General features: G+C 41.2%; 11 protein-coding genes. 3 read left to right on the top strand and 8 right to left on the bottom strand.

Features of this window, described 5'->3' with window-relative positions; translation table 11 throughout:
* The first annotated feature begins 30 nt into the window (after positions 1-30).
* The gene (locus AB1A65_RS09920; protein ID WP_366588446.1) at positions 31-1113 is read left to right on the top strand and encodes a histidine kinase; all 1083 of its coding nucleotides are present in this window, start codon (positions 31-33) and stop codon (positions 1111-1113) included.
* Positions 1110-1838: a response regulator transcription factor gene (locus AB1A65_RS09915; RefSeq protein ID WP_366588444.1), complete on the top strand. Its 729-nt coding sequence runs from the start codon at positions 1110-1112 to the stop codon at positions 1836-1838. Before AB1A65_RS09920 ends, AB1A65_RS09915 begins: the two co-directional genes overlap by 4 nt.
* Positions 1839-1885: 47 nt before the next feature.
* On the opposite strand, the gene AB1A65_RS09910 is transcribed toward AB1A65_RS09915, so the two are convergent.
* The 3 genes from AB1A65_RS09910 to AB1A65_RS09900 all read right to left on the bottom strand — a co-directional run bounded on the left by AB1A65_RS09910 (position 1886) and on the right by AB1A65_RS09900 (position 6924).
* The gene (locus tag AB1A65_RS09910) at positions 1886-2599 is read right to left on the bottom strand and encodes a gluconate 2-dehydrogenase subunit 3 family protein (RefSeq protein ID WP_366588442.1); all 714 of its coding nucleotides are present in this window, start codon (positions 2597-2599) and stop codon (positions 1886-1888) included.
* A gap of 3 nt (positions 2600-2602) precedes the next feature.
* On the bottom strand, positions 2603-4321 hold the full coding sequence (locus tag AB1A65_RS09905) for a GMC family oxidoreductase (RefSeq protein ID WP_366588440.1): 1719 nt from the start codon (positions 4319-4321) through the stop codon (positions 2603-2605).
* A gap of 413 nt (positions 4322-4734) precedes the next feature.
* Positions 4735-6924, bottom strand: coding sequence for a PAS domain-containing protein (locus tag AB1A65_RS09900; RefSeq protein WP_366588438.1), 2190 nt, complete (start codon positions 6922-6924; stop codon positions 4735-4737).
* 285 nt (positions 6925-7209) lie between these two features.
* Here AB1A65_RS09900 and AB1A65_RS09895 point away from each other — a divergent pair, with 285 nt between their 5' ends.
* Positions 7210-9081 carry a fasciclin domain-containing protein gene (locus tag AB1A65_RS09895; RefSeq protein ID WP_366588436.1) on the top strand — a complete coding sequence of 624 codons (1872 nt, stop codon included), beginning with the start codon at positions 7210-7212 and terminating at the stop codon, positions 9079-9081.
* 100 nt (positions 9082-9181) lie between these two features.
* Here AB1A65_RS09895 and AB1A65_RS09890 read toward each other — a convergent pair whose 3' ends face one another.
* The 5 genes from AB1A65_RS09890 to AB1A65_RS09870 are packed head-to-tail and all read right to left on the bottom strand — an operon-like array spanning position 9182 to position 14675.
* Entirely contained in the window at positions 9182-10660 is a 1479-nt protein-coding gene (locus tag AB1A65_RS09890; protein WP_366588434.1) for a cryptochrome/photolyase family protein, read from the bottom strand.
* Positions 10657-12075: an SDR family oxidoreductase gene (locus AB1A65_RS09885; RefSeq protein WP_366588432.1), complete on the bottom strand. Its 1419-nt coding sequence runs from the start codon at positions 12073-12075 to the stop codon at positions 10657-10659. The genes AB1A65_RS09890 and AB1A65_RS09885 overlap by 4 nt, the downstream gene beginning before the upstream one ends.
* Positions 12076-12708, bottom strand: coding sequence for a flavin reductase (locus AB1A65_RS09880; RefSeq protein WP_366588429.1), 633 nt, complete (start codon positions 12706-12708; stop codon positions 12076-12078).
* Positions 12705-14018: an AarF/UbiB family protein gene (locus AB1A65_RS09875; RefSeq protein ID WP_366588427.1), complete on the bottom strand. Its 1314-nt coding sequence runs from the start codon at positions 14016-14018 to the stop codon at positions 12705-12707. The genes AB1A65_RS09880 and AB1A65_RS09875 overlap by 4 nt, the downstream gene beginning before the upstream one ends.
* On the bottom strand, positions 14019-14675 hold the full coding sequence (locus AB1A65_RS09870; RefSeq protein ID WP_366588425.1) for a TetR family transcriptional regulator C-terminal domain-containing protein: 657 nt from the start codon (positions 14673-14675) through the stop codon (positions 14019-14021).
* Positions 14676-14711 lie beyond the last annotated feature (36 nt).

Raw genomic sequence — 14711 nt, 5'->3', positions numbered from 1 at the left:
AAATGTTCAAAAAATGTAATCATTAGCCAGATGCAACTTCAAAAAAAGGTCAAAAATAGGTTCTTGGTAAATGCTGCAACACAGTTCAAGATTACCCCCTTGCATCATGTAATATTCTGGCTTATCTATTTTACCTTCAATTTTTTGCGATGGGGCAGTTATTTCAATGATTATGTGTATTCTTTGAAGTCCAATCTTTTGGGGTTTCCCATACATATTTTTCTGACTTATTTTACCATTTATTATTTGATTCCACGTTTTATTTTTAAGCGGAAAATCATACAGTTCATTGTCATCCTATTTTCCTCCATTTTTGTTATGGTGGTCATCAAATATCTTCTCACTTATTTCTTGATCAGAGAGGATGTTTGGCCAGAAGGTCCAGAAACCCATAGCCTTACCCTTAACTATACTGTTGTAATGATGTTAGGCGAACTCTATGTAATCACCTTTGTGGCCTCCATAAAATTGACCATTGATTGGCTCAGGGAAACCGGAAGGGCCGCCCGATTGGAAAAGGAACAACTGGAAAGCGAACTTCGGTTTTTGCGGGCTCAAATCTCTCCTCATTTTTTCTTCAACACCTTGAACAATATATATTCGCTTAGTCTAGAAAAATCGGACAAAACACCCGAGACCATTATTAAACTCTCAGATTTGATGCGTTATGTCCTCTATGAAACCAAGGACAAGAATCAAAGTTTACGAAAAGAACTGGTCTTTATACAGAATTACCTAGACCTTGAGAAGATTCGGTACAATGAGAATCTTCAACTTGAATTTAGGATAATCGGAAATCCAAAGGGAAAGAAAATCGCACCAATGTTATTGGTCCAATTTATTGAAAATGCCTTTAAACATGGGGCAAATCAAAATATACGCAAGGTTAGGATAAGCATAAATATAAGAATTGAAGAAAAGTTTCTTTATTTTGAGATCAGGAACACCAAACCAAAAAACCACTTACACACCAAAGAAAAATATGCCGGTGGTATAGGGCTTTTGAATGTTGAGAAAAGATTGAAATTACGGTATGGTGAAGATGAGTACAAACTTGACATACATGAGGAATTGGATGAATATATTGTGAACTTAAAGCTCAAACTCAGATGAATATTAAATGTGTAATTATTGATGACGAACCCTTGGCGGTAAAGGTTATTCAAAATTATATTGAACAAATCAAAGAACTAGAGGAAATGGCCGTGTTCAATAATGCCATTGACAGCCTTGCCTTTTTGCGCGAGAATAAACCAGACCTTCTTTTTTTGGATGTGAACATGCCTATCATTGATGGCTTCAGTTTCCTTGACAGTTTGGATGAAAAGCCCATGGTCATCATAACTTCTGCTCATGCGGAGCATGCGGCCAAAGGGTTTGATCAAGAGGTTTTGGACTATCTGGTAAAGCCCATTTCCTTGCCCCGATTCATAAAAGCGGTGAACAAAGCCATTGCCAAATGCAAGGAACACCCTAAATGGGATACCACCCGAGACCATATCTTTGTGAAGGTGGACAAAAAGAAAATGAAAAAAATCTATTTGGATGAGATTATTTTGGTGGAAAGTCTAAAAGATTACATCAAAATCATTACCACCAAGGGAAACCATATAGTGCATAAAACCTTGAGTGCTTTCACAGACGAACTTTCAGGTGACAGGTTTATAAGAATTCATAGATCTCATACTGTTTCTTTGGATAAAATAGATGCCCTGGAAGGCAACAGTGTTGAAATTGCTGGAAAACGGTACGTTATTGGCCGTAGCTATCTTGAAGATGTAAAGGGTATTATTTTAGAACGTTCCATCTCTTCAACAGGAAGCAAAAATTCAGATTAAAAAAGCTTGCCGTAATGGCAAGCTTTTTTGTCTATGTACTTGATAAATTATGTGATGAGATTTCCATTCTCATCCCATTCAGCAATGTCATTACGTTTGCTCTGGTCCACACATTTAGCCACCCATTCCGGGTCATAGGAAACCCCGTGCTTCTTTAAGACATCATCGGGCACACCGTCCCATACATTGGGCATATTACCTTTGTAGCCCAGTTCCTCAATTCCAATTTTTGTGGTGTAGAATCCGGTCATGGTGAGATTACGGACCAATGAGAAAAAATTGACCTCAAAGGGTCGTTCACTCTCTGGAATATTAGCATCATAATAGGCAATTTCATCCAAAATGGTTTTCTGTTGCGCTTCGGCGGCTGACTTGAATTCCACCTCAAACTCGGTATTGCTCTTGTGATCCAACCACATTAACCCTCCCCTAAGGTCGGTCTGCATTTCAGGAATGTCTTTCGCCATGAATTCAATAAAAGAAACCACATCGGCATCCGAAGCACTTTTGAACTCTTCGCTGCCTGGCAATATTAAATCGCACAGAACGGTCATGGTGGCCAATTCATGTTCATTAAAAAATTGCTCATCATACAGTTCGGCAACGTGCTCATTCTCTTTTTCGGTTCGCCATTTTACCGCAGTGCTCTCAATTGTCTTTTCATCAATGGTAACTTCGGTTCCAGGTTTACAACCATTTAGGGCCAGACCTCCAGCCACAGAACCCAACACAATTGATTTTAAACTTTTCCTTCTATCCATTGCCTATAAATTTTGCTTTTTCAATTGATCTACGATATAATCCGATGCCCTCCAAGAGAGCGCCAAGATGGTCCATGTACAGTTTTTATCGGCTTGTGAGGTAAAAACCCCTGCATCCACAACAAAAACATTCTCAACATCATGCAATTGTTGGTATTTATTGGTGACCGATGTTTTTGCATCATCGCCCATTCGGGTAGTACCCACCTCATGAATAATACGGCCGGGTGCATGAAGTCCATAATCAGCTTCGGGACCTGGTTTCTCACCAATGAGCTCTCCGCCCATGTTGGTCAATATCTCTTCAAAAGTATCGTGCATGTGCTTAGCCTGTTTACGTTCCAAATCTGACCATTTGTAGCGGAAGCGCAATACCGGAATACCCCATTCATCAACGGTGCTGGGGTCTATTTCACAATAATTTTCCTTACGGGCAACGGATTCTCCCCTACCACTCATGCCCACAACGGCACCGTAGTACTTCTTCAAATCTTTTCTGAGTACGTCTCCGTAACCTCCTGCCTTAGTGCCAAAGAACTTATTGAAATCGTTGACGTTGAACCCGGTACCATAGCTGGGCATTCCACCCCCGCCCCATGGTTCAATGTGATATCCTCTGGGAAAATCACTTCCTTTATCGTTCCACCATGGTGAATACACATGGATGCCACCTACACCATCTTCATTGTAGGACATATCGCGGTTCATCAAATCTGGAATGAAGGCCATTCGGTCCGCCCCTGTGGAATCATGTAGATATTTACCCACATGGTCACTACTGTTCCCCAGACCATTGGGGTGCTGAGCACTTTTGGAGTTCATAAGAATTCGTGCGGTGCTACAGGCCGAAGCACCCAATATCACTACTCTTCCTTTGAGCTTATATTCTTTTCTGTCCTCTTTGTTGATATACGACACCCCGGTAGCCTTACCTTCATCATTAACCGTGACTTCGCGCACCATACAATTGACAAACAGGTCTACCTGACCTTTACTTTTTTGGGCAGGGAATATTAAACAGGTACCGGCTGAAAAATCGGCATACACCTGGCAGGCCCTTGAACACTGTCCACAATAAAAGCAGACCCCCCTTTCATTGTTTATTCTTTTGGTTAGCATGGACATCCGTGATGGATACACCGGAATGCCAGATTTTCTTGCTCCTTTTATGTAGAAAAGTTCATGCAACCTAGGTTTGGGCGGCGGTAGAAAATAACCGTCTGGATCATTAGGAAGCCCCTCATTGGTACCGAAGACTCCAATTAATTTATCGACCTTGTCATAGTAGGGTTTTACATCGTCATAACCAATGGGCCAATCGTCACCGTAACCATCAATACTTTTATGCTTAAAGTCATCTGGTCCAAAACGAAGCGAAATACGCCCCCAGTGGTTGGTACGCCCACCCAGCATGTGGGAACGGAACCAATCGAACTTTGTACCTTCTGCATGAGTATAGGGCTCCCCTTCAATTTCCCAGCCACCGTAAGCAGCATCAAAATCACCAAATGGCCTAACGGTTCCTGCCCCTCTTCGTGGGGACTCGTATGGCCATCGTAGTTGGGTTCGCTGTTCTGGGTCTGCTGGGTCAAAAAATGGACCTGCTTCAACAACAGCCACTTTTAGACCTGCATCGGCCAATACTTTTGTGGCCATTCCTCCACCGGCTCCAGAGCCAACAATAATGGCATCATAGACCGTTGAATTTTCAATTATCTGCATTGTGTTCTTAAATTCTTATTTAACACTGATTCTATTTTCATTGAACCCAAAAAAGCGAAATTGAACCTTTATGGGTCCCTTACACTATTTGATTCGTTTTGGGTAAATGATGAATATTCAAAATTTTCAAATTAGAATCCGTAATTTTTAGACCAACGACCCTCTTACGAAGCTTAATAACAACAAAAAAGCTAAAGGATAAAATACTTGTAAGCCTACCTTTTTTTGATTCAGAATGAATGAAAGTTTCATTTCCTCCTTATCGATTATTCTCTGAAACGTATCTTGATTATATCAAAAAAACTATCTCTAAGCTGGGAAATTCCGCTGTGCAGCTAAATATCGTTAAAATTTAAAAACGACGGGGATTGGCGCTCTATTTTTGTAGAAAATATAATGGGGTCCTCAAAAAATTAAGCTTTTAAAAGCTTAACCCTAAACGTAGACCCTTCGCCAATCTGACTCTCCACCGAGATGGTTCCCCCCATGGATTCAATCTGGTTTTTGGTAATGAATAGTCCAATTCCGCGGGCATCTTTGTTACCATGGAACGTTTTGTACATGCCGAAGATTTTTTCACCATGTCTGGCCAAGTCTATTCCTTTGCCATTGTCCTCAACTGACAATACATGATGTTGGTCCTCTTCAGAGACTGTAAGGATAATATGGCACTTCTTTTTTATATCTCTATACTTAATACCATTGGTGACCAAATTTAGGATGATGCTTTCTATATACGCGGGGACTCCTTTTATTTTTAGTTGAGAAGAAACCTCTACTATAACCTCAACCTTATTCTCATTGATCAAGGCATTGATGTCTTGCAAAACTTTAGTAATGGTTTTACGAAGCGGGATGGTATCCAATTCCTTTTCCGTCTCCAATTTTACTTGAACCACCTCGTTTAGATGGGCAATGGTCTCATTGAGACCGTTGGATGCCCTACCCAACATATCCAAGGTATCTTTTCGTTCTTTATCTTCCAAGGTATCATCCAAAAGAAACCCACTTATCATGGTGAGGTTGGCGGCATGGGATCTTAGATTATGGGAAACAATATGGGCAAAATTTAAAAGTCCACTGTTCTGATTAGTGGTCAATTCCAACAGACTCTTTAATTTTTTCTCCGCAATGATTCGGGATGAGATATCTACAATCTGAGATATAAAATGAGAGATTGTACCATCTATTTTAAGTACCGCGGTAACCGTCAGAAAAACATAGACCAACTGCCCCTCCTTGTCAAAATATCGTTTTTCAATTTGATAGGTGGACCGTTTTCCGTCAACAAGTTCGCCGAGGAGGGTTAAATCAATTTCCAAGTCATCGGGATGGGTTATATCTTGAAATGTAAGGTTCAATAGTTCGTCGGTTGTATATCCCAAACTATTGCATAGGCTTCGGTTCACTTGCATGAACTTACCGTCCAGTCCTACCAAGGCCATTCCAATGGAAGAATTCTCAAAAGCCCCTTGATGTGATTCTTCACTCTTAACAAGTTGCATTTGGGTGGTCTTCAATTCGGTAACATCTTCGTTGGCCCCTATCATTTTCAACGGCTGTCCATCATCGTCCCAAATAATTCCTGCCTCTGCTTTTATCCATCGTATTTCCCCATTGGGTCTTTTTATTCGGAAAGTGGTATTGAAATCTTTTTTCCCTTCAACGGCGTCCTTTACCTCTTGAGCAGATCTTTCTTTATCCTCTGGAAGAATGCAAGACTCCCAGGCTTCATACACCCCATCAAAATCCGATTCTTCAAGGCCGTAGAGTTCGTACATGTTATGATCCCATAGTACCTGGTTTTCTGGAATATTATACTCCCAAATACCTATACCCGCTGTTTTGGTAGCCAGGGCCAATCTTTCGCTTACGCGTTTATATTCAAATTCAGCTTTTTTTCGAACATCTATGTCTTGAAAAGTTCCCGTTAGTCGAACACACCTGCCATTTATGATTTCAGGTTCCCCAATGGCCCTTACCCATACCTCCTTTTTTTTTGCAGTAACAATTTGAAGTTCCACATCCCAAGAAGTTCCATGATCAATTGCATTTTGGACTAACTTGGATATGGTTTTCCGGCTATGACCTTCCTTATAAAAGAGAATGCCCTGCTCAAGATTGGGAACATAATCCTCAGGTACTTCGTGAATTTCTCGTGTGATCTTGGACCAGAATATTCTATTTTTTACCAAGTCTACTTCCCATCCTCCTATACGCGCTACGTCTTGGGCCTTTATTAAAAGTGACTCTTCAACTTTTTTATCGGTTATGTCCTCTAGAAAAAGGATCAATCCCTCTACAGCACCATTTTTATCAGAAATGGAATTGATTTTCCATTCGTACCACACAGCATCGCCATTTTCCAGAACCACGCGCATCATATCAGACCGCTGGTCCACGCCTTCCAAGCAATAGTTGATGTCCATTTTCAATTCGTCTGGCAGCGTAGGCATGGATTGATAAAAAGGCTCCCCTTTTATGTCTCTAGATTGCTTGAACTGCTCTAACCAAGCATCCGTAAAATCCACCAAGTTCAACTCTGCATCCAAAAACGCAAAGGAGATTGGAGCTTTGTGGCAAAGAGATTGATCAATTGTCATCCAGTTCAGTTCGATTATTGTTGAGGGCAAAAGTAACTAAAACCCTATAAGAATATTTCAGGCGCTTAGCTAATAACGATAATTTAAAAAGCTTAGTACCGGACACTGACCCATAGTTGTTTTGTTTAAAGTATAACCCTTTTGTGTTCAATATCCTAGCTACAACGTCAGTTGCAAAACCAAATTGCACTTTATTTTGTTAAACTTTTAAAAAAATAAGTTAAACAAAAATATTTTTGTTTAAGTTTACCATGTATTTCTTAAACATTTTAAAACAACAGTCACATGAAAACACTACTGAGAATAACCAAACTTGCTTCACTGGTTATGCTATTTACTCTTGCATCTTGTTCAGATGATGACAATGGAATGGCACCACCACCAGAACCTACAGCCAACATTGTAGAGGCGGCCCAAGCCACCTCAGATTTGAGCACATTGGTGGCCGCACTACAGAAAGCTGATGAAAGTGCCAACAATGATTTGATCACTGCACTTAGTGGTGATGGACCTTTCACCGTATTTGCCCCAACTAATCAAGCCTTTGCAGACCTATTGGCGCAATTGGACGGATATGATTCCCTTGATGATTTCAGTTCACAAGAACTTCAAGACCTTTTGGCCGTTATCCTAACCTACCACGTTGTGCCGGGTGCAGCTGCAATGTCCACAGATTTAAGTAATGGACAAACGCTGACCACCTTGCAAGGTTCCTCCTTAGAGGTGAGCACCACCGGAGGGGTTTTTATAAGTGATGCCACAGATGTTGCTGCGCAAGTAACCACAGCAGACGTGGAAACATCCAACGGCGTTGTTCATATTATTGACAAAGTACTCTTACCACAAGCCATTTTAGATGCCTTGGCAGATGTTATTCTTGTACCCATCACCGACTTGGCATTGGGCAACGAGAATCTTGAAAATTTGGTGGCTGCCCTTGTAGCCGCTGATGGCGACTTACCGACCGCTTTGCGAGGTGATGGTCCATTTACTGTATTGGCTCCTACTGATGAAGCCTTTGAAACCTTTTTGGATGGTGCCTCACTTGATGACATTCCAACTGAAGTATTAACACAGGTTTTATTGAACCATGTAATTGAAGGTGAATTGTACAGTACAGATTTGCAAAGTTTGGGCGCTGGATATACCTCAACTTTAGCAAGAGGAGTGCAGGATGCCAATATCAGCATCTTCTTTGATACGTCGGACGGAGTTACCTTTAACGGTGTATCTTCTGTAGTTACTCCAGATGTAAAAGCATTGAATGGCGTAATTCATGTTGTGGATGTCGTGATTGATTTGCCCAATATTGTAGATCATGCTGTGGCCAATCCTAATCTTACTTCTTTGGTGGCCGCCCTTACAGACGGAGGCAACACTACATTCACGGACCTTCTTTCCAATGAAGAGGAAGAGTTTACCGTTTTTGCACCAGTTAATGATGCCTTCGCTGCATTTACAAATCCGAATTCCAACGATATCAATGCTATCTTGTCCAACCATGTAGTTGTTGGAGCAGCAGCCTTCTCATCAGGATTGATGAACTCATACGTGAACACAGCTGCTGAATTTGATACCGATGAGAATCTGAGCCTATATATTAATACAGATGATGGGGTAACCCTAAATGGCGTGAGCAACGTAGCCATCGCTGATATTGTGGCGACCAACGGTGTAATCCATGCCGTAGATGCCGTAATTGATTTGCCAACTGTTGTAACATTCGCTGTAGCTGACCCTAATTTCTCCACTCTGGTTCAGACATTGACCGAGCTTACCCCAAGCACGGACTTTGTAAGCGTCTTGTCTGCCCAAGGTGGTGCTGGAGATGACCCCTTCACCGTATTTGCTCCAACCAACGCTGCATTTGAAGCCCTTGCGGCCATTCCAGCTGAGGATGACTTAATACCCGTATTACAACACCATGTAGTGGCAGGAGCCAATGTCCGTTCTGGTGATCTTTCTGATGGTATTACGGCCACAACTCTTGAAGGTGATGCCATTACCATAAATCTACCTGGAACTGGAGACAACATTGCAGATGTAACCGACGGCGCTGGAAATACAGGAATCGGTATCGATGCAGTGGACGTTCAGGCCATAAACGGTGTTATCCATGTACTGGATGCCATATTGATTCCTGATACTACGAATTAATATAGATTCCGTTAAGTTTGTTTAGTTTATAGTTAATAAGAAAGCTCCCAAGATTAATTTCTTGGGAGCTTTTCAATTTAAATAGTTGTGCTTTTAAAATTTATGAAGCATCCAATTCTTCCAAAAATTTCTGTGCGTTTTGCAGATGGCCCGCTTTGGTATCCGGATTCATTTTGTCAAAATTGCGTAGCAACATTGCAAGTCTAGGATTCTGTTCAAAGAAATCTCGATTCTTATCCATGAAATTCCAGAAGAGTCCATCCCAAATTTCCTCCCATTCACCACCATCATAATCCCCCATTTTGTTGATGTAGTTGCTACTACTGATATAGGGTTTGGTACTCATAAGTCCGCCATCGGCAAAGAGCCCCATGCCATACACATTGGGCACCATGACCCAATCATAAGCGTCAATGAAAAGTTCCATGAACCATTGGTAGATGTCATCTGGGTGAAATTCGCACAATAGCATAAAATTGCAGAGTACCATTAAACGTTCAATATGGTGGGCATACCCAGTTTTCAATACTTTTTTGATAGTGATATCCACTGGGGTTATTCCGGTTGTGCCATCATAAAATGATTTTGGAATCTTTCGGGAATAGCCCCAAAAGTTACGGGTACGTTCCTCCGTACCTTTTACCTGATAAATCCCGCGGATAAACTCACGCCAGCCCATAATCTGTCGTACAAAACCTTCCAAGGAATTAATGGGCACCTTATTTTCTTCAGCAAATGATATGGACTCATGTAGCACATCTTCTACAGAAATCAAACCCACGTTGAGCATAGGTGTCAATACACTGTGGTGTAAATATGAAGCATCTTTGACAAGTGCATCTTCATAATCCCCAAACTTATGAAACCGGTTTTCCAAGAAATCCATGAACCACCGGTCCGCTGATTCAAAGTTCATGGGATACAAAGGGGATTGGGAAAGCGACCCAAGATTGTCTGCAAAATGGGATTCCACATAGCTTTTTGCTTCTTCAAAATAAGCATCGGCATCAGGAAAGGAAATGGACGGTGGGGTTCTGTTTTTTGGATACTTTTTTCGATTGTCAACATCGTAGGTCCACTTCCCTCCTTTTGGATTATCACCCTCCAGTAAGATTTCCCGTTTTCTCCGCTGCTGTTTGTAAAATGTCGTTTGAAAAAAGTTCTTCTTGTCTGGTTTGAAGAAATGCTTCAAATCATCTGTTGAATTCAAAAAAAGCGGGGAGTCATACCACTTTACGGTAGCCCCTGAGGCACAAGACTTAATTCGCTTTTCCAACCAATTATCCGTTGGGTCAATTATGTGGAACTCTTCCCATCCTTCGGCAACCAATTCCTTCAATAATATCCGGATATCGGCGCGTTCTTCCTTCGCATCAACGTAATGGACATCATATCCTTTTTCGGAAAGAAAATCTGCATAGAATTTCATCGTAGCCCGATGAAACAAAATTTTCTGTTTATGAAAATTATATTGATTAAAAAACAAGGTTTCTTCCACCAAAAACACAGGAACACCCTCTGGAAGCAAATCCAGATTTTGAAAAAGCTGATGCGGAAAACGTAGGCTTACTTTTCTCATTTTTTTGTTAGGGAATTGATCATCCCTTTAAATACAAAGGCATGAAAAGGCAGCACCATATACCAATACAAGCGGCCCCAAAGTCCTTTGGGCCTAAATACCGCTCTTTGGAACAAGGTGTTATCTATTATTTTGAACTCCAACCAAGCTTCGCCCGGTAGTTTCATTTCGGCAAAAAGAAGCAATCGCTTTTGTTTTTTGTCTGCAAGCAATACACGCCAAAAATCCAAGGGGTCGCCAGCTTCCAGATTGGTATCGTGCCTACGTCCACGACGCAGTCCCACTCCGCCAAATAATTTATCCAGATATCCCCGAATGCGCCACAACAGGTTAAAACCGTACCAACCGTTTTTCCCGCCGATGGACCAGATTCTGTTAAGGGTATACGTTTCATCCTTTACAATTTTGGAACGCACATCTTTAAAGCAACCGTGATTGGGCACTTGAATGTGATCGGACAACTGGTCATGGAACACCCCGCTACTAATGGCATCCTTCCAACTGGAAATGACAGAGTTCTGTTCAATTTTTTGAAAGGCGAACCTAACGGCTTCCTTATACGGCATCGGTTTTACGTTAAGAATTTCATTGATTTGGCTGGGTTTGGCTATAACCTCAACCTTCATACTATCTACCAATGCCTTGGCCAGATTGAAGGAGGTTGAGGTCACAAAATACAGCCAATACGATGATAATCTCGGGGTAAGCACTGGGAGCGTCAAAATGTATCTTTTTAATCCCCGAACCTCACCAAATTGATACAGCATTTGCTTATACGTTAGAATCTCGGGACCACAAATGTCAAAGGATTGGTTCCTTACTTCTTCTTTTCCCGCTGCACGTTGCAAGAAGCGGAGCACATCGCGAATAGCTAGAGGTTGCGTTCGGGTGTTGAGCCATCTAGGTGCTACCATTACCGGTAGTTTCTCCACAATATCCCTGATAATTTCAAAGGAAGCACTGCCGCTACCCACAATAATGCCTGCTCTAAAGGTGGTTAAGTCATACGAATCCGATTTTAAGGTGTTCTCAACAGCCAAACGGGATTTAAGGTGCTTGGACAGTGATTCATCATTCACAATGCCGCTCAAATAAATAACTTGGTTGCACGTAGTTTCCTCAATTAGATTCTTAAAATTTTCTGCGCATTGTTTTTCCAATTCTTCAAAATCGTCTCCTGTGGCGGTCATGGAATGAATTAAGTAGTAGGCCACATCAATGTTATTGGGAAAAACAACATCTTCGGTATCCAAAAAATCCACCTTGATAAACTCAATACCTTCCTTGGATTCAATTTCATCGGGAATGCGGTTCAAATCCCGGACACAACAGATAAGTTCATGTTTTTCAGATAATAGGTTCATCACCAAACGTTTGGCTATATATCCTGTTGTTCCTGTGATGAGAATCCGCATTTAAACCGTTTTGCTTGTGTTTTTCGGGCGTTGGTATGGGTATCTCGTCTGCAATTTGGGTAAAACATAGCCATCCAGACCGTTGATACTGACGATATTTCCTTTGGAAAGGTTCACAAAACCATCTTTTTCCAACAAATCATCTTGAATATACGCAGAAAGTATTTCACCCACTACAAGAATTGTCCCATTCAGCTTTATGGGGTATTCTTCCACAAATTTCATAGCCAGCTTTATGGGTGATTGGGTCACGAAAGGGGCTTTAAAATTGTTGATATATTCAGATTTGAGGTTGGTCATTTTAAACTCTGATACTTCTTTTGGATACTTTGCCGAAGTATGGTGTCCATCCTCCATGATTTCTTGGGATATGTGATTTATAGTATAAAAACCAGTCTGTTTTAGGTTGTCATAGGAATTTCTGGCCACGGTAGTCGGCCTCAAAATAAATCCCAACACGGCAGGATCGGAACCCAAATGAATCACCGAACTGAAAACGGCTACATTTTCATTACCGTGATCATCGACGGTTGCAATAAGATTGGCCGATTTAAACCCGGACAAGCTATTGATTAAATTGATGCGGTACAGCTTGTCCAGAGAGCCCAAGTCCCTTTGTGTAAAACATCTCATACCAAGGTGTTGAAATTGCCCGCCTTGACCTGATTTGCCTTGAGGTCGTGCAAGAGATTATACAGACCGAAGAATGTTCGGTTGATGTAGATAAAGTGTTTGGAGCCCCTGTTGGCATCCATTCGTCTCAACTCAGTATTTTGTGCATATTTTTTGCCCAACTCGGCTATTTTTCCAAAAAAGACAGTGTCTGAAAAATCAAATACCTCATTATGGAACGGTTGGGTAAAAAGGCTCAGCATTTCCCTAAACATGTTGGTGAAGAATTGAATTTCCTCTGGGGAATCTTCAGGTCGTAAAATTTCCAGCTCAAAAAGTTTCTTTTTAAAGAATTCCGGATTGGAAATATTCTCTTTTTTGGCCAATTCAAAATAGGGAACATAAAACGAATCGGGAATCGACTTGATACAGCCAAAATCCAAAACTACAAGTTGGTTGTCCTTCGATACCAAAAAATTGCCAGGGTGAGGGTCTGCATGTACTTTTTTCAACTTATGGATTTGGAACATGTAAAAATCCCACAACGCTTGGCCCAAAATGTTGGATACGATGCTGTCTTGGTTGTACGCGGTGAATTCAGACAAATGCTCCCCCTCCATCCAATCCATGGTTATGATTTTTTCCGAAGAAAGGTCTTTGTAATAGGTCGGGAATTTAAGATTGGGCAAGTGACTACAAGCATCTACCATATTTTGGCTTTGCTCAATTTCCAATAGGTAATTGGTCTCTTCCATCAATTTATCCCGTACTTCCTTAAAATATTTGTCGCTGTCCTTTCCTTTTATATTGAACATTTTTAGAGCGATGGGCTTTACAAGGGCCAAATCCGTGGCTATACTATCGGATACACCTGGATATTGAATCTTTACGGCAAGTTTCTTTCCATTTTTTGTGGCTTGGTGTACTTGCCCAATACTGGCACCATGAACAGCTTCAGGGTTGAAGGAATCAAAAACTTCTGATGGGGATTTTCCAAAATACTTTCGGAAGGTCTTGTTCACCAAAGGTCCTGAAAGTGGTGGTACGGAAAACTGGGAGAGTGAGAATTTTTCTACATAGGCCCTTGGCAACATGTTCTTTTCCATGCTCAACATTTGGGCTACTTTAAGGGCACTGCCCTTTAACTCCCGAAGGCTGCCGTAAATATCCTCGGCATTGTCTTGATTAAGCTTTTCCTTGGCCTCCTCTTCTGAAGTCGTTATTTTGTTTCCGTAATATTTCAGGTAATTTACACCTACCTTGGCTCCCGTCTGCACCAATTTTGTGGCACGTTGTATTTTGGAGGTGGGGATACTATCTATTGTTTTCATTTACGACATTGCCATTTTTTCCTTAAAAATAAATTTCCCCAAATCCACTAAACTTTGCAAAGGGGTCGCTTCCAAAACATCAAAAGAACTATTGACGGATTTTTCAATGAGAATGTCCGTTTTCTCAAAAGATGGTGAGTTGTCATCGAGCCAAAACTTTAGAATAAAGAGCAATTGTCCCCAAGCACTTTCCGAAATAGCCTTACGCTGAAACTTTTCAATGCGTTCTTGGTTGAGTTCCATGGTTTTTATGTCAAGGCCATCCACATACTTTTTAAAGTCCTCCCTAAGCTTGTGCAATGTTTTGAGGTTGTCCAAGGCATGCTTTCTATTTTGCAGGATCAGCGAGACATAACTTCTATTGGCAGTTAAAATCTCAAAAAAGGTATAGTAAAAGCTCAACAACTGGTTCCGCGAGTTGGATGTGTTGTAGGCTTCATCTTTATGTAACAACGCTAAGGTGTTTTCCAGAAACGTTGAAAATATGGAGGACTTAATTGCACTGAATGAACCAAAGTGCTCATAAAAACTGGTCTCTTCAAGATTGTAGGTTTTGCAGAACTTATATACCGAAGCGGGTTCTTCATCGTGTTCCAGCACATATTCCATGAACCATGAAACAATCTGCTGTTTGGAAATATTCTTCTTTTTTGCCATCGTCCTTGTTTTCTGTAAAGATACAAAATGTTTAAT

The sequence above is a fragment of the Allomuricauda sp. ANG21 genome, assembly GCF_040705235.1.
GTDB lineage: Bacteria > Bacteroidota > Bacteroidia > Flavobacteriales > Flavobacteriaceae > Flagellimonas > Flagellimonas marina.
The sequence above is the reverse complement of the archived record's forward strand: the minus strand, read 5'-3'. Positions and strand labels throughout refer to the sequence as shown.

Excerpts from the sequence above, each read along its gene's own strand:
- AB1A65_RS09920 (WP_366588446.1), top strand. The coding sequence starts at position 31 with ATGCAACTTCAAAAAAAGGTCAAAAATAGGTTCTTGGTAAATGCTGCA.
- AB1A65_RS09915 (WP_366588444.1), top strand. The coding sequence starts at position 1,110 with ATGAATATTAAATGTGTAATTATTGATGACGAACCCTTGGCGGTAAAG.
- AB1A65_RS09910 (WP_366588442.1), bottom strand. The coding sequence starts at position 2,599 with ATGGATAGAAGGAAAAGTTTAAAATCAATTGTGTTGGGTTCTGTGGCT.
- AB1A65_RS09905 (WP_366588440.1), bottom strand. The coding sequence starts at position 4,321 with ATGCAGATAATTGAAAATTCAACGGTCTATGATGCCATTATTGTTGGC.
- AB1A65_RS09900 (WP_366588438.1), bottom strand. The coding sequence starts at position 6,924 with ATGACAATTGATCAATCTCTTTGCCACAAAGCTCCAATCTCCTTTGCG.
- AB1A65_RS09895 (WP_366588436.1), top strand. The coding sequence starts at position 7,210 with ATGAAAACACTACTGAGAATAACCAAACTTGCTTCACTGGTTATGCTA.
- AB1A65_RS09890 (WP_366588434.1), bottom strand. The coding sequence starts at position 10,660 with ATGAGAAAAGTAAGCCTACGTTTTCCGCATCAGCTTTTTCAAAATCTG.
- AB1A65_RS09885 (WP_366588432.1), bottom strand. The coding sequence starts at position 12,075 with ATGCGGATTCTCATCACAGGAACAACAGGATATATAGCCAAACGTTTG.
- AB1A65_RS09880 (WP_366588429.1), bottom strand. The coding sequence starts at position 12,708 with ATGAGATGTTTTACACAAAGGGACTTGGGCTCTCTGGACAAGCTGTAC.
- AB1A65_RS09875 (WP_366588427.1), bottom strand. The coding sequence starts at position 14,018 with ATGAAAACAATAGATAGTATCCCCACCTCCAAAATACAACGTGCCACA.
- AB1A65_RS09870 (WP_366588425.1), bottom strand. The coding sequence starts at position 14,675 with ATGGCAAAAAAGAAGAATATTTCCAAACAGCAGATTGTTTCATGGTTC.